This window comes from Tessaracoccus defluvii (genome assembly GCF_014489575.1).
Taxonomy (GTDB): domain Bacteria; phylum Actinomycetota; class Actinomycetes; order Propionibacteriales; family Propionibacteriaceae; genus Arachnia; species Arachnia defluvii.
This window is the reverse complement of the sequence record NZ_CP060789.1, coordinates 2,428,455-2,449,949: the sequence shown is the minus strand read 5'-3', so window position 1 is coordinate 2,449,949 and position 21,495 is coordinate 2,428,455. Positions and strand designations below refer to the sequence as shown.

General features: G+C 70.8%; 19 protein-coding genes. 17 read left to right on the top strand and 2 right to left on the bottom strand.

Annotated elements, in window-relative coordinates:
• Positions 1–14 precede the first annotated feature (14 nt).
• The 5 genes from H9L22_RS11745 (at position 15) to H9L22_RS11725 (ending at position 4,702) form a co-directional block, all read left to right on the top strand.
• Positions 15–1,289, top strand: coding sequence for a serpin family protein (locus H9L22_RS11745; RefSeq protein ID WP_187720087.1), 1,275 nt, complete (start codon positions 15–17; stop codon positions 1,287–1,289).
• A gap of 77 nt (positions 1,290–1,366) precedes the next feature.
• Entirely contained in the window at positions 1,367–2,038 is a 672-nt protein-coding gene (locus H9L22_RS11740) for a fructose-6-phosphate aldolase (RefSeq protein ID WP_187720086.1), read from the top strand.
• A gap of 178 nt (positions 2,039–2,216) precedes the next feature.
• Positions 2,217–3,149: a rhodanese-like domain-containing protein gene (locus H9L22_RS18945; protein WP_226965819.1), complete on the top strand. Its 933-nt coding sequence runs from the start codon at positions 2,217–2,219 to the stop codon at positions 3,147–3,149.
• A gap of 57 nt (positions 3,150–3,206) precedes the next feature.
• Positions 3,207–4,367 carry an MFS transporter gene (locus tag H9L22_RS11730; protein WP_187720085.1) on the top strand — a complete coding sequence of 387 codons (1,161 nt, stop codon included), beginning with the start codon at positions 3,207–3,209 and terminating at the stop codon, positions 4,365–4,367.
• Between the two features lie 65 nt (positions 4,368–4,432).
• Entirely contained in the window at positions 4,433–4,702 is a 270-nt protein-coding gene (locus tag H9L22_RS11725) for a CsbD family protein (protein ID WP_187720084.1), read from the top strand.
• Between the two features lie 59 nt (positions 4,703–4,761).
• Here the strand turns inward: H9L22_RS11725 and H9L22_RS11720 are convergent, their stop codons facing one another.
• Positions 4,762–5,766: a DNA topoisomerase IB gene (locus H9L22_RS11720; RefSeq protein WP_187720083.1), complete on the bottom strand. Its 1,005-nt coding sequence runs from the start codon at positions 5,764–5,766 to the stop codon at positions 4,762–4,764.
• Between the two features lie 201 nt (positions 5,767–5,967).
• On the opposite strand from H9L22_RS11720, the gene H9L22_RS11715 reads away from it, so the two are divergent.
• The 12 genes from H9L22_RS11715 (at position 5,968) to H9L22_RS11660 (ending at position 20,833) form a co-directional block, all read left to right on the top strand.
• Entirely contained in the window at positions 5,968–6,720 is a 753-nt protein-coding gene (locus H9L22_RS11715; RefSeq protein ID WP_187720082.1) for a DeoR/GlpR family DNA-binding transcription regulator, read from the top strand.
• Positions 6,721–6,743: 23 nt separating this feature from the next.
• Positions 6,744–8,108, top strand: coding sequence for a dihydrolipoamide acetyltransferase family protein (locus H9L22_RS11710; RefSeq protein WP_187720081.1), 1,365 nt, complete (start codon positions 6,744–6,746; stop codon positions 8,106–8,108).
• Positions 8,109–8,122: 14 nt separating this feature from the next.
• Positions 8,123–9,490: a dihydrolipoyl dehydrogenase gene (gene lpdA / locus H9L22_RS11705; RefSeq protein ID WP_187720080.1), complete on the top strand. Its 1,368-nt coding sequence runs from the start codon at positions 8,123–8,125 to the stop codon at positions 9,488–9,490.
• A 25-nt stretch (positions 9,491–9,515) separates the two neighbouring features.
• Positions 9,516–11,975, top strand: a complete 2,460-nt coding sequence (locus H9L22_RS11700; protein WP_187720079.1) for an alpha-ketoacid dehydrogenase subunit alpha/beta — start codon at positions 9,516–9,518, stop codon at positions 11,973–11,975.
• Between the two features lie 13 nt (positions 11,976–11,988).
• The gene (locus H9L22_RS11695; protein WP_187720078.1) at positions 11,989–13,338 is read left to right on the top strand and encodes a PHP domain-containing protein; all 1,350 of its coding nucleotides are present in this window, start codon (positions 11,989–11,991) and stop codon (positions 13,336–13,338) included.
• A gap of 4 nt (positions 13,339–13,342) precedes the next feature.
• Entirely contained in the window at positions 13,343–14,500 is a 1,158-nt protein-coding gene (locus H9L22_RS11690; RefSeq protein WP_187720077.1) for an SDR family NAD(P)-dependent oxidoreductase, read from the top strand.
• A 928-nt stretch (positions 14,501–15,428) separates the two neighbouring features.
• Complete coding sequence (locus tag H9L22_RS11685) at positions 15,429–16,673, top strand: AGE family epimerase/isomerase (protein WP_187720076.1); 1,245 nt, start codon at positions 15,429–15,431, stop codon at positions 16,671–16,673.
• A 3-nt stretch (positions 16,674–16,676) separates the two neighbouring features.
• Complete coding sequence (locus H9L22_RS11680) at positions 16,677–17,291, top strand: aldose epimerase family protein (protein WP_187720075.1); 615 nt, start codon at positions 16,677–16,679, stop codon at positions 17,289–17,291.
• Positions 17,288–17,644: a hypothetical protein gene (locus H9L22_RS11675; protein ID WP_187720074.1), complete on the top strand. Its 357-nt coding sequence runs from the start codon at positions 17,288–17,290 to the stop codon at positions 17,642–17,644. Before H9L22_RS11680 ends, H9L22_RS11675 begins: the two co-directional genes overlap by 4 nt.
• Positions 17,644–18,645: a carbohydrate kinase family protein gene (locus tag H9L22_RS11670; RefSeq protein ID WP_187720073.1), complete on the top strand. Its 1,002-nt coding sequence runs from the start codon at positions 17,644–17,646 to the stop codon at positions 18,643–18,645. The genes H9L22_RS11675 and H9L22_RS11670 overlap by 1 nt, the downstream gene beginning before the upstream one ends.
• A complete protein-coding gene (locus H9L22_RS11665; RefSeq protein WP_187720072.1) occupies positions 18,642–19,820 on the top strand; it encodes a mannitol dehydrogenase family protein in 1,179 nt (392 codons plus the stop codon). Before H9L22_RS11670 ends, H9L22_RS11665 begins: the two co-directional genes overlap by 4 nt.
• Before the next feature lie 35 nt (positions 19,821–19,855).
• On the top strand, positions 19,856–20,833 hold the full coding sequence (locus H9L22_RS11660) for a LacI family DNA-binding transcriptional regulator (protein ID WP_187720071.1): 978 nt from the start codon (positions 19,856–19,858) through the stop codon (positions 20,831–20,833).
• 19 nt (positions 20,834–20,852) lie between these two features.
• On the opposite strand, the gene H9L22_RS11655 is transcribed toward H9L22_RS11660, so the two are convergent.
• On the bottom strand, positions 20,853–21,410 hold the full coding sequence (locus H9L22_RS11655; protein ID WP_187720070.1) for a maleylpyruvate isomerase N-terminal domain-containing protein: 558 nt from the start codon (positions 21,408–21,410) through the stop codon (positions 20,853–20,855).
• Positions 21,411–21,495: the final 85 nt, after the last annotated feature.

The following is a 21,495-nucleotide window of genomic DNA, read 5'->3' as shown; positions in this document are numbered from 1 at the left end:
AGCAGCTTTGCCGTATGTCAACTCCTCCCGACACCGGCCGGAGGCCGATCGGCTCTGTCATCACGATCCTCCTCATCGCCGTCGTCACCGTCGTGGCCATGGTCGTGCTGCCGCTGCTGAGCCGTTCCGGCGGTGGGGAGCAGCCCGGAACGGTCCGCGGCACGGCCGAGCCGGTGCAACTGGGCCTGAGCACCGACGGCGTCGACACTGCCGCGGCCGCCTCCGAGGCGCTCGGCTGGCGCGTCATCCAGGCCGACGACGCCCCCAACCGGGTCGTGTCGCCCAGCTCACTCAGCATCTCGCTGGCGATGGCCGCCGAGGGGGCCCGCGGAGTCTCGCAGGCCAGCGTCGACGAGGCGCTCGGGCTCAGCGGGACCGGCAGGTCCGAGGCCTACTCCGCGCTGCGGCAGGCTCTCGAGCCGTACGACTCCCTGCCGGGCCAGGTCGACGTCAACGAGCCGCCGGCCGAGCCGGTGGTCCACCAGGTGAGCCGGGTGGTCGCGATCGAGCAAAGGGTCGAGCAGCCGTTCCTGGACACGACTGCCCGCTACTTCGACGCCGCCGCGCTCGAGGTCTCCCGCGACAGTGCCCAGTCCGCCCTCGACGCGTGGGCGGGTCAGCACACGGCCGGACTCATCGAGAAGTCCGGCATCGAGGTGACGCCGAACACACAGGTGGTGACGCAGGACGCGCTGCTGTTCGCCGCCGCCTGGCGGCAGCCGTTCGCCAACGACAAGGCCGTCATCGACTTCGCCGGGCCGGACGGGACCACGCAGGTCGACGCCGTCGGCGGAGTGCTGTCCGTCCGCTACGCGGAGGGTGAGCGGTGGCAGGCCGTCCGGCTGCCCTACGACGACAACCTCGCGGCCGACATCATCCTCCCGACCGCAGGCGTCGATCCGGTGTCGCTGACCGCCGAGCAACTGCGCGCGGCGGGGGAGGCGCTGTCCTCCGCCGAGCCGACGCAGGTCAGCATCGTCATGCCACGCCTCGACCTCACTGCGAAGACCGACCTGACCGAGGCACTGCCCGACGTCGACCTGTCCGACCTCAGCGGGATCATCCCCGGCGGGGCCTCCGAGCAGTGGGTCCAGCAGGTGCGGCTGCAGGTCAGCGCCAAGGGCACGGTCGGCGCGGCGCTGACAGAGGGGGCCGTCGCGGGCTCGACCCCGCTCGAGCCGAGGACGCTGGTCGTCGACCGCCCCTACGTGATGCGCGTCCTGGACGTGCGCACCTCCTGGCCGTTGTTCCTGGCAGCCAGCGCCGCCCCGGGAGCCGATGCCGAATAGCGCCCCGAGCCGATCTGGGCCGATGCTCACGCCGCCGGGAGCCACGTCGAGGGCCTGTGGGTGGTGGAATGGGCGCCATGGACATCCTGTTCGACACAGCCAACCTTGACGACATCGAGCGGCTCACGCCGATCTACCCGGTAACGGGCGTCACCACCAACCCCTCCATCCTCAAGAAGGAAGGGCCGGTCGACTTCTATGCCCACTTCCGGCGGATCCGGGAGATCATCGGCACGGACCGCACGCTGCACGTGCAGGTGCTCGCCAAGGACGCCCAGGGCATGATCGACGACGCCCACCGTCTCCTCGACAAGATCGACGACAAGGTCTACGCCAAGATCCCCACCACCGAGGCGGGCATCGCGGCGATGCGCCACCTGAAGGCGGAAGGCATCAACGTGACGGCGACCGCCATCTACTCCAAGACGCAGGGCTTCCTCGCGATCGCCACCGGCGTCGACTACCTGGCGCCGTACTACAACCGGATGCAGGCCCTCGACATCGACACCAAGGGCACGCTGCAGGCGCTGTCGGGGTTCATCGCGCGCTTCGATGCCCCCAGCAAGATCATGGCGGCGAGCTTCAAGAACATCGTCCAGGTGTCCCACGCGCTCGAGGCGGGCGCCGACGCGGTGACCCTGTCTCCCAAGCTGCTGCGCCAGGCGCTGTCGGCCCCCGACATCACGCACGCCGTCGACGACTTCATCGACGACTGGAGGTCGGTGTACGGAACGACGACGCTGCCCTGATCCCGGGGCGGCTACTCGGTCCAGCCCCGCCGCGCGACCGGGATCGAGTCGGGTGCAGTAGGGGACGTCAGGGCGGCCGCTTCGGTGCGCAGAGCGCGCACCGCTTCGGCCAGGTGCCCCCGACGGCTTCAAGGCCAGCATCCAGTGGCCCACCAACGGTGGACCCAACATCCAGGCCATGGCCAAGGCGTTCATCTCCGACTGGGCCAAGGTCGGCATCGAGATCGAGCCGCTCGAGAAGGAGCGCGCCACCTGGCTCGAGGACCTCGGCACCTTGAACTTCGACCTCAACATGCAGACCAACGCCACCCCGACGGGTGACGCGGACTACACGCTGAACCGTCTCTACACCTGCGCCGCGGAGCGCATGGGTTACTGCAACCCCGAGCTCGACAAGATCCTCGCCGACGCTCGCGCGTCGCTGGACCAGGACGAGCGCAAGGACCTGTACGCCCAGGCCATCGACATCCTCTGGGCGGATGCCCCGGCATGTGGCCCGTCGACATCCGCGCGAACGTCGCGTACCGCAAGGGCGTCACGGGGCTGGAGCTGCCGGCCACCAACCGGCCCAACTTCGACACCGTGGTCATCACCGAGTGATCCCGGCTTAGCGAGACGAGAGGGGGCGGCCTGCGGGCCGCCCCCTTTCGCGCGCCCTCGCGGTTACGCTGCGGGTAACGCACCCGAGGCGAGGAGGACCGCCATGACCCGCACCCCGGGAGACCCCCTGCTCCGATCCGCGGCCGACCTGGTCGCCTCCGCCAACTCGGTGGCGCCACCGCTCCCGCTCGACGCGGCCGCCGTCCTTCACCGCGACGGTTCCGCGCTGTTCGTCGATATCCGGGAGCCGGCGGAGTGGAAGCGCGACGGCATCATCCCCGGCGCCTACCGCGCGCCGCGCGGGATGCTCGAGTTCTGGGTGGACCCGGCCAGCCCCTACCACCGGCCCGAACTCGACGACGGGCGCCGGCTCGTCCTCTACTGCGCCTCGGCCTGGCGCTCTGCGCTCGCGGCCGAGGCCCTCGTGCGGATGGGGCGCACCGACGTCACGCACGTCGCCGGCGGGTTCACGGCCTGGCGCGAGGCAGGGCTGCCCGTCGCCGACGCCTGAACCGCGGCTGCGTCCCGACACGCGAGGGGGCCGAGAGGCCCGTGGGAGGATGGGCCGGTGCTGACCGCCCGCTATGCCCTCCTGCAGTCCTCGTACTGGGGCACGTTCTGCCTGGTCATCAGCTTCGCCAGCGTCTACATGCTGGCCGGCGGGATCAGCAATGCGGAGATCGGCATCGTGCTTGCCGTCGCCGGCCTTCTGTCGGCCGTGGCCCAGCCCGTCCTGGCCGGGGCGGCCGAACGCTCACGGCGCCCGCTGCGGGTCTGGATCGTGGTGCTGGGTCTCGTCCTCGCCGCGGCCGCCGTCCTGCTGCTGGTTCCCGGCGGCAGCCGACTGGTGACGTCGCTGGTCTACGGGTTCCTCATCGCCGCCGTCCAGGTGGTCCAACCGCTGGTCAACGCCGTCGGGATGGACGCCCTCAACGTCGGCCGCCGGCTCAACTTCGGCCTGGCCCGCGCCGCGGCCTCGCTGGCGTTCGCGCTGATCGCCGCGGTGGCCGGCCGCGTCGTGGAGGCCACCTCCGAGACGGCCATCCCGCTCATCATGCTCGGTGTGCTGGCCGTGTTCATCGCGTCGGCGGGCACGTTCGTGGTGCGTTCCGACGGCGGCTCCCATGACGGCGACCACCACGCCGCAGCCTCGGGTGCCGTGGTCGCGGCCCGCACGTCGGGTGACCGGGCCCGCTTCGTCCTGCTCCTGGCGGGACTGACGCTGGCGATGGCCAGCCATAACCTCCTCAACGGCTTCATGTTCCAGCTTGTGTCCTTCCACGGCGCCGCCGCGTCCGCCATGGGTGTGGCGATCATGATCGCGGCGCTGACCGAACTGCCGACCATGGGGCTGTGGAACCGGATCGTCGCCCGCTGGACGCCGGGCCTGCTCCTGGTGGTGTCGGGCGTCGCCTTCGCCGTCAAGGCACTGGCGACGTACCTCGCGCCCAACCTGCTCGGCATCTACCTGGCCCAGGCGCTCCAGTTCGCCGCGTTCGGGCTGCTGGTCCCCGCCTCCGTGTACTACATCAACCGACTGTTCCCTCCCTCGGAGAGGGTCAAGGGACAGGCCTACATGACGATGACGGCCACGGCCGGCAGCGTCGTCGGTTCCCTCGCGGGAGGCCTGGTCCTGCAATCGGCCGGGGTGCCGTCCCTGCTGCTGCTGGGGGTCGGGTTCGCCACCGTCGGCGCGGCCCTGACCTGGGCGGGCGCGAACCGGGCCTGACCGCCCTCCCCGTTTGCGCGGACGGGCATCGGGTACGGGGGAGGCAACCAACCGAAGGAGTCACCATGACCACCTACCCCCGCGATGAGAACCGTCCCGGCCAGGGACACGCCGACCTGACCGAGGAGCTCGAGCGTGAGACAGGCGTGCGCCAGGGTGAGGGACATGACCGCACGGCGGGGGACAAGGTCGAGGATGCAACCAACGAGTTCGCCGGCAAGGTGAAGCAGAAGTTCGGCGACATGACCGACGACGAGCGGCTGCAGTCCGAGGGCACGCGGCAGGAGCTGGAGGCAGACGCCAACCAGACCACCGACCGCGACGACCGCCGCTAGCCTGAATCGCCGGCCGGGTCTCCGTGAGGAGGCCCGGCCATGTGCCTGTCCGCACCCCCTCAGCCCCGGGGATGCTCCATCGCCGCGAGGAGCGCCTGCGTCGCCTGTTCGTCGACCGGGAAGTGCCGACGGTCACGCATCCGTGCCCTGGCTCGCCGCACCTCGTCCAGCACGGCCGGGTGCTCGACAGCCTTCAGGACGCGGGGATCGACATAGGATGACCGGGTGACCGCGACAGTGTTGCCGAGCTTTTCGGCGGCGGCGGAGACGGCTGCGCGCAGGGCAGCGGCGCGGGAGGCCGGGCTCTCGAACTCCCCGGACTCTGTACCCAGCAGGGTTGCCGCGGCGACGACGGTGCCACCCCAGGTCCGGAAGTCCTTCGCCGTGAACTCCTCGCCGAGATGGCGGGCCAGGTAGGCGTTGATGTGGCTGCTGCGCAGGGGATGCGTCACGCCGGCCTCGTCCTCGAATCTGAAGAGTTCTGGCCCCGGGCCTTCGGCGAGCCTGCGTAGGAGCCTGGCGAGCCGTGCATCCCGCACCGTGCGCTGGTGACGCTGGCCGCTCTTCCCGGTGAAGTCCAGCCGCACCGTCCGCGAGGTGAGCAGCACATGCCGGTGCTGCAGCGTCGTCGCCCCGTAGCTGCCACGTTGCTCGGCCGACCTGGCGTTCCCTACGCGCAGCAGCTCTCCGCCGATGAGCCGGACCGCGCCAGCGGTGACCCGCTTGCGGCCCAGGTGCCGGCGTGACAGGTCGCGCTCCACCTGGGCGCGTAGTGCAGGGAGGGCCTCACCGAAGCGCGGAAGCCGCTCGAACTTCCTGCGTTCCTGACGGCGGCGGAAGGCCGGGTTGTAGATGCGCTGCGTGCGCCCCTCGGCGTCGCGCCCTCTGGCGAGTACCTTGGCCGACGGGGAGCGGGAGATTTCGACGTCGCTCCACGCGGGCGGGATCGCGAGCCGGGCGATCCGCAGGAGTTCCTCGCGACGGCGGACCTGTCGGTGGCCCACGCGGTACACGAACCGGCGCCCGCGTCGGTGGCGTGTGATGCGCGGACGGCGTTCAGGCATGGGGCGCCTCGAATGCGGATGAGGGGGTGGCGCGCGACATCCGGTTGTCTCCTGTCCATCCGTGGTGGTCCTGGAGGCAGCCTAGGACCCAATCTGAGCAAATGCTCAGACCTGCCCCCCGGGGCTGACCCGGCGATGGTGACGCCGTATGGTGGTTGAACGAAAGCAGTTCGTAATCTTAACGAAAGCAGCCGCCCGACAATGACCGTCGAACGACACCAGCGTGAGCACCAGATCATGGCGCGCCTGAACGTCGACGGCGCCCTGACGGTCGCCGGGCTCGCTGCCGATCTCGGCGTCTCCGAGGTCACCATCCGCGGCGACCTGCGCACACTCGAGGAGCAGGGGATGCTCGTGCGCACCCGCGGCGGCGCGCGGCCCACGAACTGGAAGTCCGTCGTCCAGCGCGAACAGATCAACGTCGAGGTCAAGCAGCGCATCGCGCAGCTCGCGGCGTCGATGATCGCCGACGAGGACACCGTCATGATGGAGGCCGGGACGACGGCCGCGACCATCGTGCGCTACCTCGGTGGCCGCCGCGGGGTCCAGATCGTCACCAACTCGGCGCTGGCGTTCAACTCGGCCCGCGCCAACCCGGCCCTCAACGTGATCCTGACCGGCGGCGTGTTCCGCCGCGAGTCCGAGTCGTTCGTCGGCCCGACCGCAGAGCGGGCGATCGCCGACTTCAACACCCGCATCGCCTTCGTCGGCACCGACGGCTTCTCGCCGGAACGGGGCCTGACGACGCGTTTCGTCGAAGGCGCCCAGGTCGCCTCGCTGATGAGCGAGCGCGCGGAGGAGACCTGGCTCGTGGCCGACTCCACCAAGTTCGGCCAGGCCGGATTCGTCAGTTTTCTGCCCCTGCACCGGCTCACCGGGATCATCACTGATTCCGATCTGCCCGCGGAGGCGGTCAAGGCACTGCAAGAGCACACGCGCGTGTGCCTCGTCTAACCCAGGAAGAAAGGTTCAGCTACATGGCAACCGTCGTAGTGATGCCGCAGCTCGGCAACTCGGTGGAGTCCTGCCTGATCGTGTCGTGGCAGGTCAAGGTCGGAGATGAGATCGCGGAGAACGCGATCGTCTGCGAGGTCGAGACCGACAAGGCCTCCATGGAGGTCCCCGCGACCGCGGGCGGCACCGTGCTCGCCATCCTCTGGGACGAGGGCGACGACGTCCCCGTCAAGGAGCCGCTGCTGGTCGTCGGCGCCGCCGGTGAGGATCCCGCCCCCGCGCTCGCCGCCGCCGGCTGGGACGGCGAGGACGAGGCGGCCGAGGCCGCCCCGGCCGCCGCCGAGGCCGTCGCCGCAGAGGCCGCTGCCGCCGACGCGACCGCGGTCGTGCGTGCCGCCGCCACCGGAGCCTCGAGCCCCCGCGCCCGCAGCCTGGCCGCCGCCAACTCCCTCGACATCGCCGCCGTCGCCGAGGGCTCCGGCCCCGGCGGACGCGTCATCGAGCGTGACGTCAAGGCCGCGCTGGCCGACGCCACCCGTGGCGCAGCCCGCGCAGGAGCCCACGGCGCCGCCGCGCAGGGCACCGGGCTGGGTGGCCGGGTCACCACCGGCGACCTGACCGCGCCCGCCGCCGTCGAGACCGCCTCCGCCGCGCCCGCCTTCGTGACCTCCGGGCAGCGCGAGTTCCCCGGCGCATCGACCGCGACGCCGCTCAAGGGCATCCGCAAGACCATCGCCGACCGCATGATGTACTCGCTGGCCAGTTCCGCCCAGCTCACCTACACCTCGACGGCGAACGCCGCCGGGCTGCTGGCGCTGCGCAAGCGGCTCAAGAACTCGCCCGCCGAGCTCGGCCTGGCCGGCGTGACCATCGGCGACCTCGTCGGCTTCGCGGCCGTCAAGACCGCCGCCAAGCACACCAACCACAACGCGCACCTGAGCGACGGCGCTTACACCGTCTTCGAGCAGGTCCACATGGGTTTCGCCTGCGACACCCCGCGCGGGCTTCTGGTCCCGACGGTGCGCAACGCCTCGCAGATGTCGCTGCGTGAGTTCTCCTCCGTCAGCAAGGACCTGGCCCAGCAGGCCATCGCCGGCAACATCAACCCCGATCTCCTGAGCGGCGCCACCTTCACGGTGTCGAACCTCGGCGGCTTCGGGATCGAGTCGTTCACGCCGCTGCTGAACGTGCCGCAGGTCGCCATCCTCGGCGTCGACGCGATCTTCCCGCGCGCCGTCGTCAACGCCGACGGCTCGTTCGGGGTCGAGCAGCGCATCGGCTTCTCGCTCACCGCGGACCACCGCGTGATCGACGGCGCCGACGCGGCCCGCTTCCTGCAGGACCTGGCCAGCTACGTCGAGAACATCGACGTCACGGTCCTGGGCTGAGAGGGGAACGCGACATGACCCACTACGACGTCATCGTCCTGGGCGGCGGCCCCGGCGGCTACATCGCCGCCGAGAGGCTCGGCCACGCCAAGAAGAACGTGCTGCTGATCGAGGCCGATTCGCTGGGCGGCACCTGCCTCAACGTCGGCTGCATCCCGACCAAGGCCCTGCTCAACGCTGCCAAGACCTACGAGCACGCCCTCCACGGGACCCAGCTCGGCGTCAACGCCGGCGAGGTCAGCGTCGACTGGACGCAGATGCAGAAGTGGAAGGCGCAGACCGTCGCCGCCCTCGTCGGCGGCGTCGGCGCGGCCGAGAAGAAGGCCGGCGTCACCGTCGTCAAGGGCTACGGCACCTTCGAGGGTCCGGGCCGGGTGAGCGTCGACGGCGCCACCCACACCGCCGACCACGTCATCCTCGCCACCGGCTCCGTGCCCGTCATGCCGCCCATCCCGGGCGCGCAGGACAACCCGCAGGTCATCGACTCGACCGGCATGCTCGCCATCGAGTCGATCCCCGCCCGCCTGGCCGTCATCGGCGGCGGCGTGATCGGGCTGGAGTTCGCCAGCCTCTTCGCGATGCTGGGCTCCGAGGTCACCGTCATCGAGATGCTCCCGGAGATCGCGCCGTTCATGGACGCCGAGATCGCCGGACAGCTCCGCAAGGGGCTCGACGGCGTCACGTTCAACCTGAACTGCAAGGTCACCGGCATCGACGGCGGCACCGTCGCCTTCACCACGGCCGACGGCGCACAGCAGTCGGTCGAGGCCGACGTCGTGCTCATGGCCGTCGGGCGTCGTCCCGCCGTCCAGGGCTGGGGAGCCGAGGCCTCCGGGCTCGAGTTCTCCGGCAAGGGCGTCGTGGTCGACGACAGGATGCGCACCAACCTGCCCGGCGTCTGGGCCGTCGGTGACGTCACCGGCCGTTCACTGCTGGCCCACGCCGCCTACCGCATGGGCGAGATCGCGGTGGCCAACATCCTCGACGCCGACGCGCACCGCAAGGGCGAGGTCATGCGCTGGAACACCATCCCGTGGGCCGTCTACACCAACCCCGAGGCGGCCGGCATCGGCTACTCGGAGGAGGCAGCCAGGGCCGCGGGCCACAACGCGAAGTCGGTGACCGTTCCCGGCTACATGTCGGGCCGCTTCGTCGCGGAGAACGGCCTCAAGGCGCCCGGCGCAGCCAAGCTCGTCTACGACGCCGACACCCTGCAGGTCCTCGGGCTGACCGTGCTGGGCAGCTACGCCTCCGAGATGATCTGGGGCGCCTCCGTCGTGTTGGAGAGCGAGCTCAACGTGACCGACCTGCGTCAGGTCGTCTTCCCCCACCCCACCGTCAGCGAACTCATCCGAGAGGCCGCTTGGGCCGTCAACGCCTGAGCACAGATTTAGGAGAACACACCCAATGCCACGCAATCTCATCGTCGACCCGAGCAACGTCCGCGCCCGCTCGGTGATCACGGCTCCGGAGATCCCAGTCAACGCCTACGAGCCGAACTTCGCCCGCGAGCTGGAGATCCACGGCAAGCAGGGCCTCATCGACATCCTGCACGACATGATCGCCGTGCGGCAGTTCGAGACCATGCTCAACTCCATCAAGACGACCGGCGCCTGGAACGGCGTCGAGTACAACCATCGCGGTCCCGCGCACCTGTCGATCGGCCAGGAGTCAGCCGTCGTCGGCCAGGCCTCGCAGCTCGACCCGCAGGACTTCCTGTTCGGCTCGCACCGTAGCCACGGCGAGATCCTCGCCAAGTGCTACTCGGCCTCCCGCAAGCTGGAGGGCCCCGAGCTCGAGAACATCATGAAGTCCTTCCTCGACGGCGAGACGCTGTCGTTCGCCGAGCAGATCGGCTACGACAACCTCACCGAGCTGGCCGAGAACTTCATCCTCTACGGCACCGTCGCGGAGACCTTCGCCCGCAAGGCCGGCTTCAACCGCGGCCTCGGCGGCTCGATGCACGCCTTCTTCGCCCCCTTCGGCTCCATGCCCAACAACGCCATCGTCGGCGGTTCGGCCGACATCGCGCTGGGCTCGGCCCTGTTCAAGCTGATCAACCGCGAGGACGGCATCGTCATCGCCAACATCGGCGACGCCTCCATGGGCTGTGGCCCGGTCTGGGAGGCCATGGGCTTCGCCTCCATGGACCAGTTCCGCACGCTGTGGAACGACGGCGTCTCGGGCAACCCGCCGATCTGGTTCAACTTCTTCAACAACTTCTACGGCATGGGCGGCCAGACCTCCGGCGAGACCATGGGCTACGACATCCTGGCCCGCGTCGGCCTCGGCGTGAACCCCGAGGGCATGCACTCCGAGCGCGTCGACGGCCTCAACCCGCTCGCCGTCGCCGACTCGGTCATCCGCAAGCGCGGTCTGCTGGCAGCCGGCCGGGGCCCCGTCCTCACCGACACCATCACCTACCGCTTCTCGGGCCACTCGCCGTCGGACGCCTCCAGCTACCGCACCCGCGACGAGGTCGAGCTGTGGGAGCAGCACGACGGCCTCAAGAACTACGCCGCGTACCTGGTGGAGAACGGCGTCCTGTCGCAGGGCGAGGTCGACGACATCCAGGCGAAGTTCGATGACCGTCTCACGAAGGTCATCGCGCTGGCCACCAAGGACGAGGAGTCCAGCCCCCGCGTCGGCATCGACTTCATCGAGTCGGTCATCTACTCCAACGGCAACGAGGAGAAGCTCTCCGATGCCGAGGTCGAGCTGCTGCAGCCGCTCGAGGAGAACGCCCGCGTCAAGTCGCTGAAGGCCAAGGTCCGCAAGGCCACCGACGAGAACGGCAAGCCCGTCTCCAAGGCGAAGGCCTACTCCTACCGCGATGCGCTGTTCGAGGCCATCGCGCACCGCTTCGCCACCGACCCGACCATGGCGGCCTGGGGCGAGGAGAACCGTGACTGGGGTGGCGCGTTCGCCGTCTACCGCGGCCTGACGGAGCTCCTGCCATACCACCGCCTGTTCAACTCGCCCATCTCCGAGGCCGCCATCATCGGTGCCGGCGTCGGCTACGCACTCTCGGGCGGCCGCGCGCTGGTCGAGCTGATGTACTGCGATTTCCTCGGCCGCGCCGGCGACGAGATCTTCAACCAGGCCGCGAAGTGGCAGGCGATGTCTGCCGGCCTGCTGAAGATGCCGCTCGTCATGCGCGTCTCCGTCGGCTCCAAGTACGGCGCCCAGCACTCGCAGGACTGGGCCGCGCTCGTGGCCCACATGCCCGGGCTCAAGGTCTACTACCCGGCCACCCCGTACGACGCCAAGGGCATGATGAACCTCGCCCTGCGCGGCACCGACCCGGTGGTCTTCTTCGAGTCGCAGCTCCTCTACGACGTGGCCGAGCAGTTCGAGCCCGGTGGCGTTCCGGAGGGTTACTACGAGGTCCCCGAGGGTGAGCCCGTCGTCCGCCGCGAGGGCACCGACCTGACGATCGCGGTCGTCGGCCCGACGCTGTACCGCGTCATTGAGGCCGCCGACATCCTGCAGGAGAAGTACGGCATCTCGACCGAGGTCATCGACCTGCGCTTCGTCGCGCCGCTGAACCTCGACCCGATCGTCGCCTCGGTGAAGAAGACCGGCCGCCTGGTGCTCACCTCCGACGCCGTCGACCGTGGGTCCTTCCTGCACACGGTGGCGTCGCAGATCCAGACGCTCGCGTTCGATCACCTCGACGCGCCCGTCACGGTCGTGGGCTCCCGCAACGTGATCACCCCCGCCGCCGAGCTGGAGAAGGTCTTCTTCCCGCAGCCCGAGTGGCTGATCGACGCGATCAATGAGCGGGTCCTCCCGCTCACGGGTCACGTCGCGACCTCGAACCAGACCGATGCCGAGCTGGCACGCCGCTCGCGCGAAGGCCTCTGAGGAGACAACTGACATGCGCGAGAAGATCAACGACCCGTCGATCTCACCCGCGGAACGTCTGGCGGCCCTGCAGGAGTACCTGCAGGGCTCGCCCTCGTTCCCGGCGTTCGTGACGGAGTCCAACAACCACGTCCACACCATCTACAGCTTCAGCCCCTACACGCCCGCCGCCGCCGCGCTGCGGGCCCGTGAGGCCGGGCTCATGGTCGTCGGCTCCGTCGACCACGACTCGGCCGCCGGGGCAGGGGAGATGGCCGCGGCCGCCACGGCGCTCGGGATGGGCGCCGTCACCGGCTTCGAGTGCCGCGTCTACGTCCACAGCGCCGAGGAGGTGGCCTCCGGCGACGCCCCGCTGCACGACCGGAAGCTGAACAACCCCGACACCGAGGGCATCGCCTACATGACGGTGCAGGGCATCCCGGCGCACCAGCGCGACGCCGTCGCCGCCTACCTGGCGCCGATCCGTGAGGCGCGGCTGCGTCGCACGGGCGAGATGGTGGAGCGCGCCAACGCCATCCTGACCGGGCTGGGCGCCGAGCCAATCGACCTCGAGCGGGACATCGTCGGCCGCTCGCAGTTCCGCTCCGGCGGCACCGTCACCGAGCGTCACCTGCTGGCCGCCATGGCCGACAAGCTCATCGCGCGCTTCGGCCGCGGCCAGGGGCTCGTCGACGGGCTCGCCGAGCTCGGCCTGAACCTGGCCGACAAGGTGCGCGCGCAGCTCTCGGATGTGGACAACCCGCACCTGACGTTCGACCTGCTCGGCGTCATGAAGGCGGAGTTCCTCGAGAAGATCTACGTCGTCCCCGCCCGCACGCAGGACGGCGGCGAGTGCCCGTCGATGGCCGAGGTCATCGCCTTCGCGAAGTCCGTGGGCGCGATCCCGTGCTACGCCTACCTCGGCGACGTGACCGCGTCCCCGACCGGCGACAAGAAGGCGGAGAAGTTCGAGGACGACTTCCTCGAGGAGCTGTTCAGCGAGCTGCGCCGCCTCGGAATGCCCGCCATCACCTACATGCCGCCGCGCAACACGGCGGAGCAGATGGCCCGGATCGCGGCGCTCGCCGCCGAGTACGGGCTGCTCGAGGTGTCCGGCGTCGACATCAATACGCCGCGCCAGCAGTTCAACTGCGCGGAGCTGCAGCGCCCCGAGCTGGCCCACCTCAACGACGCGACCTGGGCGATGGTGGCCCACGAGCTCGTCTCCGACGTGGACCTGTCCCTGGGGCTGTTCGCACCCGAGGGCCCGCTGGCCGGGCTGCCGCTGACCGAGCGTGTCGGCCGCTACGGCGCGCTGGGCAAGGCCGTCGTCGACGGCGAGCTGACGGTCGACCAGGCCGTCACGGAACTACGGAAGGGCTGATCCGATGGACGTTGTCGACATCGCGCCGCTGGTGCGCGGCGCCTACCTCGAACGACTCGGCGTTCCCGTCGTGCTGCGGCAGCTGCCCGGCGCCGACGAGCCGGAGCCCGAGCTGGCCGTCATCCCCGTCGAGGGTCTGCGGGCCCCCGGCGCGGACTGGGCGATGGCCATGGTCGAGGTCGAGGTCCTCGACCAGCTTCCCGCGGCGCTGGCCGTGGCGCAGCTTGCCGAGAAGCTCCTCGTCACCGTCGGCGGTGAGACCTTCGGGTTCGCCGTCGGCACCGTCGGGGCGCCGACACCGCTTCCGCACGGCAAGGACGCGGCCGCCTCGGCCGCCGCGGCCCGCGCCCGTGTGGTGGAGGGAAAGGTCGCCGTCGTCACGGGCGGCGCCCAGGGCTTCGGCGCCGAGATCGTCCGCGGACTGGTGTCGTCGGGCGCGTTCGTCTACATCGCCGACCTCAACGGCGACGGCGCGGCTGCGCTGGCCGCGGAGCTCGGCCCGCAGACGGCGCCGATCACCGTCAACGTGGCCGACGAGGGGTCGGTCCGCGCGATGGCCGAGACCATCGCGGCGACGACCGGCGGCCTCGACCTCGTCGTCTCCAACGCGGGCATCGTCCGCGCGGGCAGCGTGCTCGAGCAGGATCTTGCCGCGTTCCAGCTGACGACCGACATCAACTACACGGCGTTCTTCCTGATCGCCAAGCACCTGGGTGGCCTGCTGGCCGCGCAGCGCCGCACCGCGCCGGCGTGGACGACCGACATCATCCAGATCAACTCGAAGTCGGGCCTGGTCGGGTCGAACAAGAACGGCGCCTACGCCGGCTCGAAGTTCGGCGGCATCGGCCTGGTGCAGAGCTTCGCGCTGGAGCTCGTCGAGCACGGCATCAAGGTCAACGCCATCTGCCCCGGCAACTTCTACGACGGTCCCCTGTGGTCCGATCCCGACCGCGGACTCTTCGTGCAGTACCTCCGCTCCGGGAAGGTGCCCGGCGCGACCACCGTCGACGAGGTGCGCGCCTTCTACGAGGCGAAGGTCCCGCTGCGGCGCGGCACCTACGGCTCGGACGTGATGCGGGCCATCTACTACATCGTGGAGCAGGAGTACGAGACCGGCCAGGCCATCCCGGTCACGGGTGGGCAGGTGATGCTGAGCAGCTGACCTACGCACCGGCTGCCGGCGGCGGTGGCGCATCGGGGGTCCCCGGTGCGCCACCGCTGTGTCTACCGCCCTCACGTGCTCGTCGTGCTCGACGATCACCGCGCAGGCGGCGACCCGGGTGACGTATGCGGTAAGTACATCCGTCGACCCTCGCCGGTCCGGCTGCCACCAGCGGCAGGAAAAAGAGGAGGGCCCGAGCAAGTATGAGTTGCTCGGGCCCCCACAGGGGTGACCGACGACGGCGGGCCGTCGATCTGGATGGCGTCCCGGTATTCCTCGCCCACCTTGCCGGGTGGTGCCGTGGCACTGCGGCCCGGCCAGAGAAAGTAGGGCCTTCCCATCCGGTTGACCGTCGGGGGACGACCCCTGCGGTCTGATGGGTGTCGTGCGCTCCACTGTCTCGTCTCGACAGCCCCGCGGATCAACCGCCGGGAGGGGAGCCACCTCGCGCCCATCGGGTGACCCACGAGAGGCGCCTCGTGTGCCGAGGACACATCCTCCAATAACGTCCGCCCGCCGCCTGCGGGCCCTGTGTGACCAGGCCTGGGTCGTTGATGAGGTGATCCTCCGATCCCCTTGCGGGGGTCGTAGGCCTTTTCTACCCCACCCGGGTGAAGGGCGCAACCGATTCGGATGAACTGCTGCATCACCGCTTGTCGCCTCGGCGTGTCGGATTTGACAGGGGGTCGGCCAATGAGCTGCGGCGTGTCGTTTTAGTGATTGCCCGCGCGGTGAGGTACACATATCGAGGCGTCCGGGTCGCGTATGAGGCGATCCGGACGAAGTATTTTCCCCGGCAGGTCGGCCGTTCCCACGTATCTCTTCGGCGGCAGGGTTTCGCAAACAAAGACAGCGTTGTCTCACGCGGTCGGAGCCGCTAGGCTGCCGCTGGAGGGCCGGCGCCGGAGCCGCCCCACAAGGAGAAACCATGGATTCCCTCGGCGGTTCGGACAACTGGTTCGGCGATGCGCAGCACCTCTCCTGGCTGGATGCCCAGCGTGAGGCACTGCTCGACTTCTACCAGCCGGAGGTCCGGCTCTCCAGCGGCGGATACGCGTACCTCGACGCCAGAGGTCGCCAGCTTCCCGCGCAGGGGGCACAGCTCTGGCTCGGGGCCCGGATGCTGCACTGCTTCTCCATCGCCCACCTCCTCGGCCGGCCCGGCGCGCTCGAGGTGGCCCAGCACGGCATGGACTTCTACCTCGACGGAGCGGGCCGCGACCACGAGCACGGCGGCTGGTACCCGATCGTCGGCGGCGACGAACCCAGCGACCGCAAGGAGCTCTACGGCCAGGCCCACGTGCTGCTGGCCGCGTCGTCGGCGAAGACAGCGGGCATCCCCGGTGCCGAGGAACTGCTCGGCGCGGCCCTCGACGTCATCGACCGCCGCTTCTGGCGCGAGGAGGACGGCGCCTGCGTCGAGGCCTACGACAGGACGTTCACCGAGCTCGACCCCTACCGGGGGCAGAACGCCAACATGCACCTCACCGAGGCGTACCTGGCCGCCTACGAGGCCACGGGCGATTCCGTCCTCCTCGAGCGTGCCGTGCGCATCGCCCGCCGGATCGCCAGCCCCGCCGCCGTCGAGGAGCCCGGCTCCTGGCGGCTCCCCGAGCACTTCGACTCCGACTGGAACCCCCTGCTCGACTTCAACCGCGACGAGCCCCGGCACCCCTTCCGGCCCTACGGCTCACAGCCCGGGCACTGGCTCGAGTGGGCCAAGCTGCTGATGCAGCTGATCGGCCAGGGAGCCGAGGAAGCCTGGATGCAGCCCGCCGCGGAACGGCTGTTCGCCGGTGCCTTCGCCGATGCCTGGCTGCCCGGCGGGGGATTCGCCTACACCGTCGACTGGGACGGAACCCCTGTGGTCAGGGAACGCTTCTTCTGGGAGCCGCCGGAGGGCATCGGCGCGGCGCGCTACCTGTGGGCCCGCACGGGTGATCCCGCCCTCGAGGCCCGCTACCGCGAGCTCTGGCGCTACTGCGACGAGCACTTCATCGATCACGAGGCCGGATCCTGGTTCCCCGAACTCGACGACGAGAACCGGCCCGTCACCCACACGTGGCCGGGCAAGGCGGACCTGTACCACGCGTTCCAGGCGACGCTCTACGCCCACACCCCGCTCGAGCTGGGTCTCGCAGCCTGGGCCCGCAGCCGGGCCGCGGAGGCCTGAGCCATGTCCGAGATCACCATCTCGCGCGGCATGAGCACGGGTCGCGTCCAGCTGCGGGGGGCGATGGCCACCGGCAGCTTCGCGGTGGGGGGCCGGATCGTCGACCCGTTCTACACCGCGCCATGGGACGGCTTTCCCGAGGATCCGCTGCTCGACAAGCTCCGCGGCGACTTCCTGTGCGTCCCCTTCGGCATCACCCCTTCAGGGGATCTGCCGGACGGCTGGAACTCGCCGGGCCCGCAGCCGGGCGAGGTCGCGCACGGCCACTCGTCCAACGCCGACTGGGAGGTGGCGGCGCTGACGGAGGAATCGGTCATGTTGACGCTGGCCTACCCGGAGGACGACCCCATCGAGAGGGTCACCCGCATCGTCACCTGCCTCGACGACGGGCTCGAGTTCGAGGGGCGGATCTTCGCCCGCTCCGCCGTCGACCTGCCCATCGGCGTGCATCCGACCTTCCGGTTGCCCGACCGGCCGTACGGCGCGACCCTCCGGCTGCCCGCCGGCGCCTTCCTGGCCAGCCCTCCCGTCCAGTCGGAGCCGCTGGCGCGGGTGCTGCCAGGCAGCGTCTTCGACGACCCCGCCGCGGCCCCGCCATCGACGGCGCAGCCGACGTGACCGAACTGCCGTGGGCCAACGCCAACGAGGACCTCTTGCTCGTGGCCGACGTCGAGGACGGCAGGGTCGAGCTGCTCAACCACGACGAGGGGTACCGCGTCACGCTGACGTGGGACCACCGGGTCGCCCGCCACCTCATGCTCTGGATCAGCAACTACGGCCGCGACGCCGCGCCCTGGTCCGGGCGCAACAGGGCGCTCGGCCTTGAACCGATCACCGGCGCCTTCGACTACGGCGCGGCGGTCAGCGCCGCCCCCAATCCGCTGGCCGCCCGGGGCGCGGCGACGACCGTGCACATCGAACCGGGCCAGGAAGTGGTGATGCGGCACCGCGTCACGGTCGGGAGACTCTGATGCCATCGCCGGAGCTCCACCTGGTCGGCCACGTGTGCCTCGACATCGCCCCCGGCATGACGGGGCCCGTGACCATGGAGCCCGGCGCGCTGTCCCAGGTGGGGGCCCCGGGGATCACGGTCGGCGGCGCCGTCGGCAACGGGGCACGGGCCGTGGCCGGCCTCGGCAGGAGCGCGGTGCTCACCGGCATGGTCGGCGACGACGCGTTCGGGCGCGTGTGCCGGGAGACGCTCGAGGCGCTGCTGCCCGGCGGTGTCCGTCTCGGCACCTCCGCCGCGTCGGCCACGTCGTACTCGGTGGTCATCCAACCCCCGGCCAGCGACCGCAGCTTCTGGCACCACACCGGCGCCAACGACGACTTCGACGGCACCATCGACCTGGTGGGCGCCCCCATCCTGCACTTCGGCTACCCGACCCTGGTGCCCACCATGACCCGCGACGGCGGCACCCCCACCGTCGACCTCTTCTCCCGGGTCACGGCGCAGGGATCGGCCACCTCGCTCGACCTCTCCTACTGCGCGGAGAACTCGCCGCTGCGCCACTACGACTGGGGCGGCTACTTCCGCGCCGTGCTGCCGCTCACCGACGTGTTCTGCCCCAGCTGGGACGACCTCGTCAGCGCGGGCTGCGGCGGTTCCGGGCGCCGCCCGCACGCTGTGGTGGCCGCGGCGGAACGGTTCCTCGGCGAAGGGGCCGGCATCGTGCTGCTCTCGCTGGGGGAGGACGGCGCCTACCTCGCCACCGCCGGGGAGGACAGGCTCGAGCGATTCTGCACCGCCGTCGGCGGCGACGCCGACTCCTGGGCGGGGATCCGGCAGTGGATCCCGGCCGCACCGGTCGACCGTTTCGTCACGGCCAACGGGGCCGGCGACGTCTTCAACGTCGCCTTCCTGCTCGGCGCCCTCGACGGCCTCGGCGGCATCGACGCCGCCACCCGGGCCGCAGAGGTCGCCTCCCGCGCCATCGGCGGCCGTCCCCTGCGCGCGGAGACCTACGCATGACCAGCATCGTGATCTTCGGCGCCGGCGCCATCGGCCGCGGCTTCGTCGGCGCGCTGTTCGGCGCTGCGGGCTGGCGCATCACCTTCATCGACGTGGACACCGCGCTCGTCGACCGCCTCAACGCCGACGGTGGCTACCGGGTCGTCGAGGTCTCCCACGACGGCGAGCGGCCCGTTCCCATCGACCAGGTGGGCGCGCTGGCCTTCGCCGACGGCGGGGCCGTGGCGGAGGCGCTCGCCGGGGCCGACCTGGCCGCGGTCGCCGTCGGCGCCGCGAACCTCCCGCAGGTCGCCATCGCGCTGGCACGCGGTCTCGAGGCACGGGCCCGCGCCGGAGCGGGGCCGCTCGACGTGCTGGTGTGCGAAAACCTGCCGGACGCTCCCGCCGTCCTGACCCGCCATGCGACGGCGGCGCTGGCGGGACCCGCAGTGGCGCTGGGGGCGGCCCACACCGCGATCGGTCGCATGGTGCCGGTTCCGGTGCCAGGGCTGGCGGAGCCGACCGATGTGCGGGTCGAGCCCTACGCCTTCCTCCCCTACGAGGCCCGTGCGTTCACCGGCCCACGTCCAGAGGTGCCGGGTCTGGTGCCGATCACCGGCGACTTCGCCATGTACGACGACCGCAAACTCTTCGTCCACAACATGGGCCACTGCATGCTCGCCTACCTGGGGGAGCGCCGCGGCCACGCGTTCATCTGGCAGGCGGTCGCCGATGTCGAGCTGCGCTACCTCGTGCGGGGGGCGATGATCCAGGCGACCGAGGCCCTCTCCACCGGCTACCGGGTGCCGGCTGGGCCGCTCGCGGCGCACGTCGACGACCTGCTCGCCCGCTTCGGCAACGCGGGGCTGGCCGACACCACCGAGCGTGTCGGGCGGGACCCGCTGCGCAAGATGCAGCCGGACGACCGGATGCTCGGCGCGTATCGCGCCTGCAGGGAGGCCGGGAACCGTCCCACCTACCTGGCGGTCGCCGTCGCCCTCGGAGCGGCCAGGCTCGTCCGGGAGGACGGCTGGGACGCCGCGCGGGTCGCCCGCCACCTCGATGCGGCGCTGGGGACCGCCGACCCCGGCCGGCCGCTCATCGACCGCGCCATCGAGTCACTGGGGCGCGGCCTGTCCGTCGACGAACTCGTGCGGCTGGTCGACGGCGTCCATCTCGCGGATCCGACCTTCTGAGGGGCGTGGGCATGACAGGGGCCAGGCGGCCGACGATGACCGACGTCGCGAAGGTGGCGGGAGTGAGCCTGAAGACGGTCTCGCGCGTCGTCAACGGGGTGGAGACGGTGGACCAGGTGCTGGCGGCCCGCGTCGACGCGGCCATCGCGGACCTCGGCTACCGGCACAACCTGGTCGCGGCCGGCCTGAAGGCCGGATCGGGCACCCGCCTGATCGGGCTGATCGCCACCATGCTCTCCGACCCGTTCTACGGTGCGGTGGCCAGCGCGGTCGACGCGGTCGCCCGCGCCCGGGGCTTCGGCGTGCTCATGACCGGCTCCGGCGAGGACCCGGCCGTGGAGGAGCAGTTGGCCCACGACCTGTGCACCCACCAGGTGCGCGGCCTCATCGTCGTCCCCGCCGCCGAGTCGGTCGCCCACCTTGCCCCCGAGGTGGCCCGGGGGCTGAAGGTCGTGTGTATCGACCGGCCCGCCGCCGGCATCGGGGCGGACACGGTCCTCGTCGACAACCGGGCGCTGGGCCGTGCCATGGCCGGGCAGCTGGCCGGGCGCGGGCATCGCCGGGTCGGGGTCGTCCTCGGCAGCGAACGCGTCTACACACACCGCGAACGGTTCGCCGGCATCCGTGAGGGCTTGGCCGCGGTCGGCATCGACCTCGACCCCGCGCTCGTCGTCAGAGACGCGGACGAGCCGGACGGGGCGTCCGGCGGGGCCATGAGGATCCTGACCTCGGACGATCCGCCGACGGCGGTGCTGACCACGAACAACCGGGTGACTCTCGGTGTCCTGTCCGTCCTCGGACGTCTCGACCGGCGCGTCGACCTGATCGGCTTCGATGACCCCGAGTACTCGCGCCTGCTGCCGCTGCCGGTGACTCTCGTCGCGCAGGACCCTGCCGAACTGGGCCGGATCGCGGCCGAGCGGCTCTTCGCCCGGCTCGACGGCGACGACTCCCCGGCGCGGCGCATCGTCGTGCCCGCCAGGGTCGTGACCCGGGGCGGCGCCTGGGCCTGATCCCGACGGCGGGTCTGGTTCAGGCGGTCGGCGGCGCCCAGTGGGGATCGCGCCCGATGACGGCCGCGAGCCGCTCCTCTCCGGTGTGGGTGTCGTCCAGCACGACCGGCCGTCCGTACTGGCCCGAAGCCGCCAGCATCTCGACCGCCGACGCCATGCCCGCCGCCATCGCGGCCGCCTCGGCGTCGGGCCAGCCGGCGTCCTGACCGGAGGCCCTCGCCAGATCCCAACGGTGCAGGAACACGTCCGGCAGGTAGAAGGTGGCCAGCACCTCGCCCAGGGTGCTGTCGCCCTGCCACGTCTGCACGACCCTGGCCAGCTGCTCGCCGTCCAGCAGTCCCGCGACGTTGGCGCTGTGTTCCCGCCAGGCCGCGGCGGGATCGTCGGCGACCTCCACGGTGGCCAGCACGACGCCCATGCCCGACAGCATGCCCGGCAGCCAGGCGGTGAGGTGCCCGACGATGTCGCGGGCGCGCCACTCGGGCACAGGCGTCGGCGCATCCCAGTCGGTGACGGCGTCGGCGACCCTCGCGAAGTCGGCCGCGAGTTCGCTGTGACGTGCTGCGATGTCGTTCATGTCCCCACGGTAGGACGAACTTCACCCGAAACCCTCCCGGATCTCCGAATCCCGGCGTATGGTGAAGGTGTCATGCAGCCGACCC

Excerpts from the sequence above, each read along its gene's own strand:
- H9L22_RS11700 (WP_187720079.1), top strand. The coding sequence starts at position 9,516 with ATGCCACGCAATCTCATCGTCGACCCGAGCAACGTCCGCGCCCGCTCG.
- H9L22_RS11665 (WP_187720072.1), top strand. The coding sequence starts at position 18,642 with ATGACCAGCATCGTGATCTTCGGCGCCGGCGCCATCGGCCGCGGCTTC.
- H9L22_RS11680 (WP_187720075.1), top strand. The coding sequence starts at position 16,677 with ATGTCCGAGATCACCATCTCGCGCGGCATGAGCACGGGTCGCGTCCAG.
- H9L22_RS11655 (WP_187720070.1), bottom strand. The coding sequence starts at position 21,410 with ATGAACGACATCGCAGCACGTCACAGCGAACTCGCGGCCGACTTCGCG.
- H9L22_RS11715 (WP_187720082.1), top strand. The coding sequence starts at position 5,968 with ATGACCGTCGAACGACACCAGCGTGAGCACCAGATCATGGCGCGCCTG.
- H9L22_RS11685 (WP_187720076.1), top strand. The coding sequence starts at position 15,429 with ATGGATTCCCTCGGCGGTTCGGACAACTGGTTCGGCGATGCGCAGCAC.
- H9L22_RS11720 (WP_187720083.1), bottom strand. The coding sequence starts at position 5,766 with ATGCCTGAACGCCGTCCGCGCATCACACGCCACCGACGCGGGCGCCGG.
- H9L22_RS11660 (WP_187720071.1), top strand. The coding sequence starts at position 19,856 with ATGACCGACGTCGCGAAGGTGGCGGGAGTGAGCCTGAAGACGGTCTCG.
- H9L22_RS11690 (WP_187720077.1), top strand. The coding sequence starts at position 13,343 with ATGGACGTTGTCGACATCGCGCCGCTGGTGCGCGGCGCCTACCTCGAA.
- H9L22_RS11725 (WP_187720084.1), top strand. The coding sequence starts at position 4,433 with ATGACCACCTACCCCCGCGATGAGAACCGTCCCGGCCAGGGACACGCC.
- H9L22_RS11745 (WP_187720087.1), top strand. The coding sequence starts at position 15 with ATGTCAACTCCTCCCGACACCGGCCGGAGGCCGATCGGCTCTGTCATC.
- H9L22_RS11670 (WP_187720073.1), top strand. The coding sequence starts at position 17,644 with ATGCCATCGCCGGAGCTCCACCTGGTCGGCCACGTGTGCCTCGACATC.
- H9L22_RS11695 (WP_187720078.1), top strand. The coding sequence starts at position 11,989 with ATGCGCGAGAAGATCAACGACCCGTCGATCTCACCCGCGGAACGTCTG.
- H9L22_RS18945 (WP_226965819.1), top strand. The coding sequence starts at position 2,217 with ATGGCCAAGGCGTTCATCTCCGACTGGGCCAAGGTCGGCATCGAGATC.
- lpdA (WP_187720080.1), top strand. The coding sequence starts at position 8,123 with ATGACCCACTACGACGTCATCGTCCTGGGCGGCGGCCCCGGCGGCTAC.
- H9L22_RS11740 (WP_187720086.1), top strand. The coding sequence starts at position 1,367 with ATGGACATCCTGTTCGACACAGCCAACCTTGACGACATCGAGCGGCTC.
- H9L22_RS11710 (WP_187720081.1), top strand. The coding sequence starts at position 6,744 with ATGGCAACCGTCGTAGTGATGCCGCAGCTCGGCAACTCGGTGGAGTCC.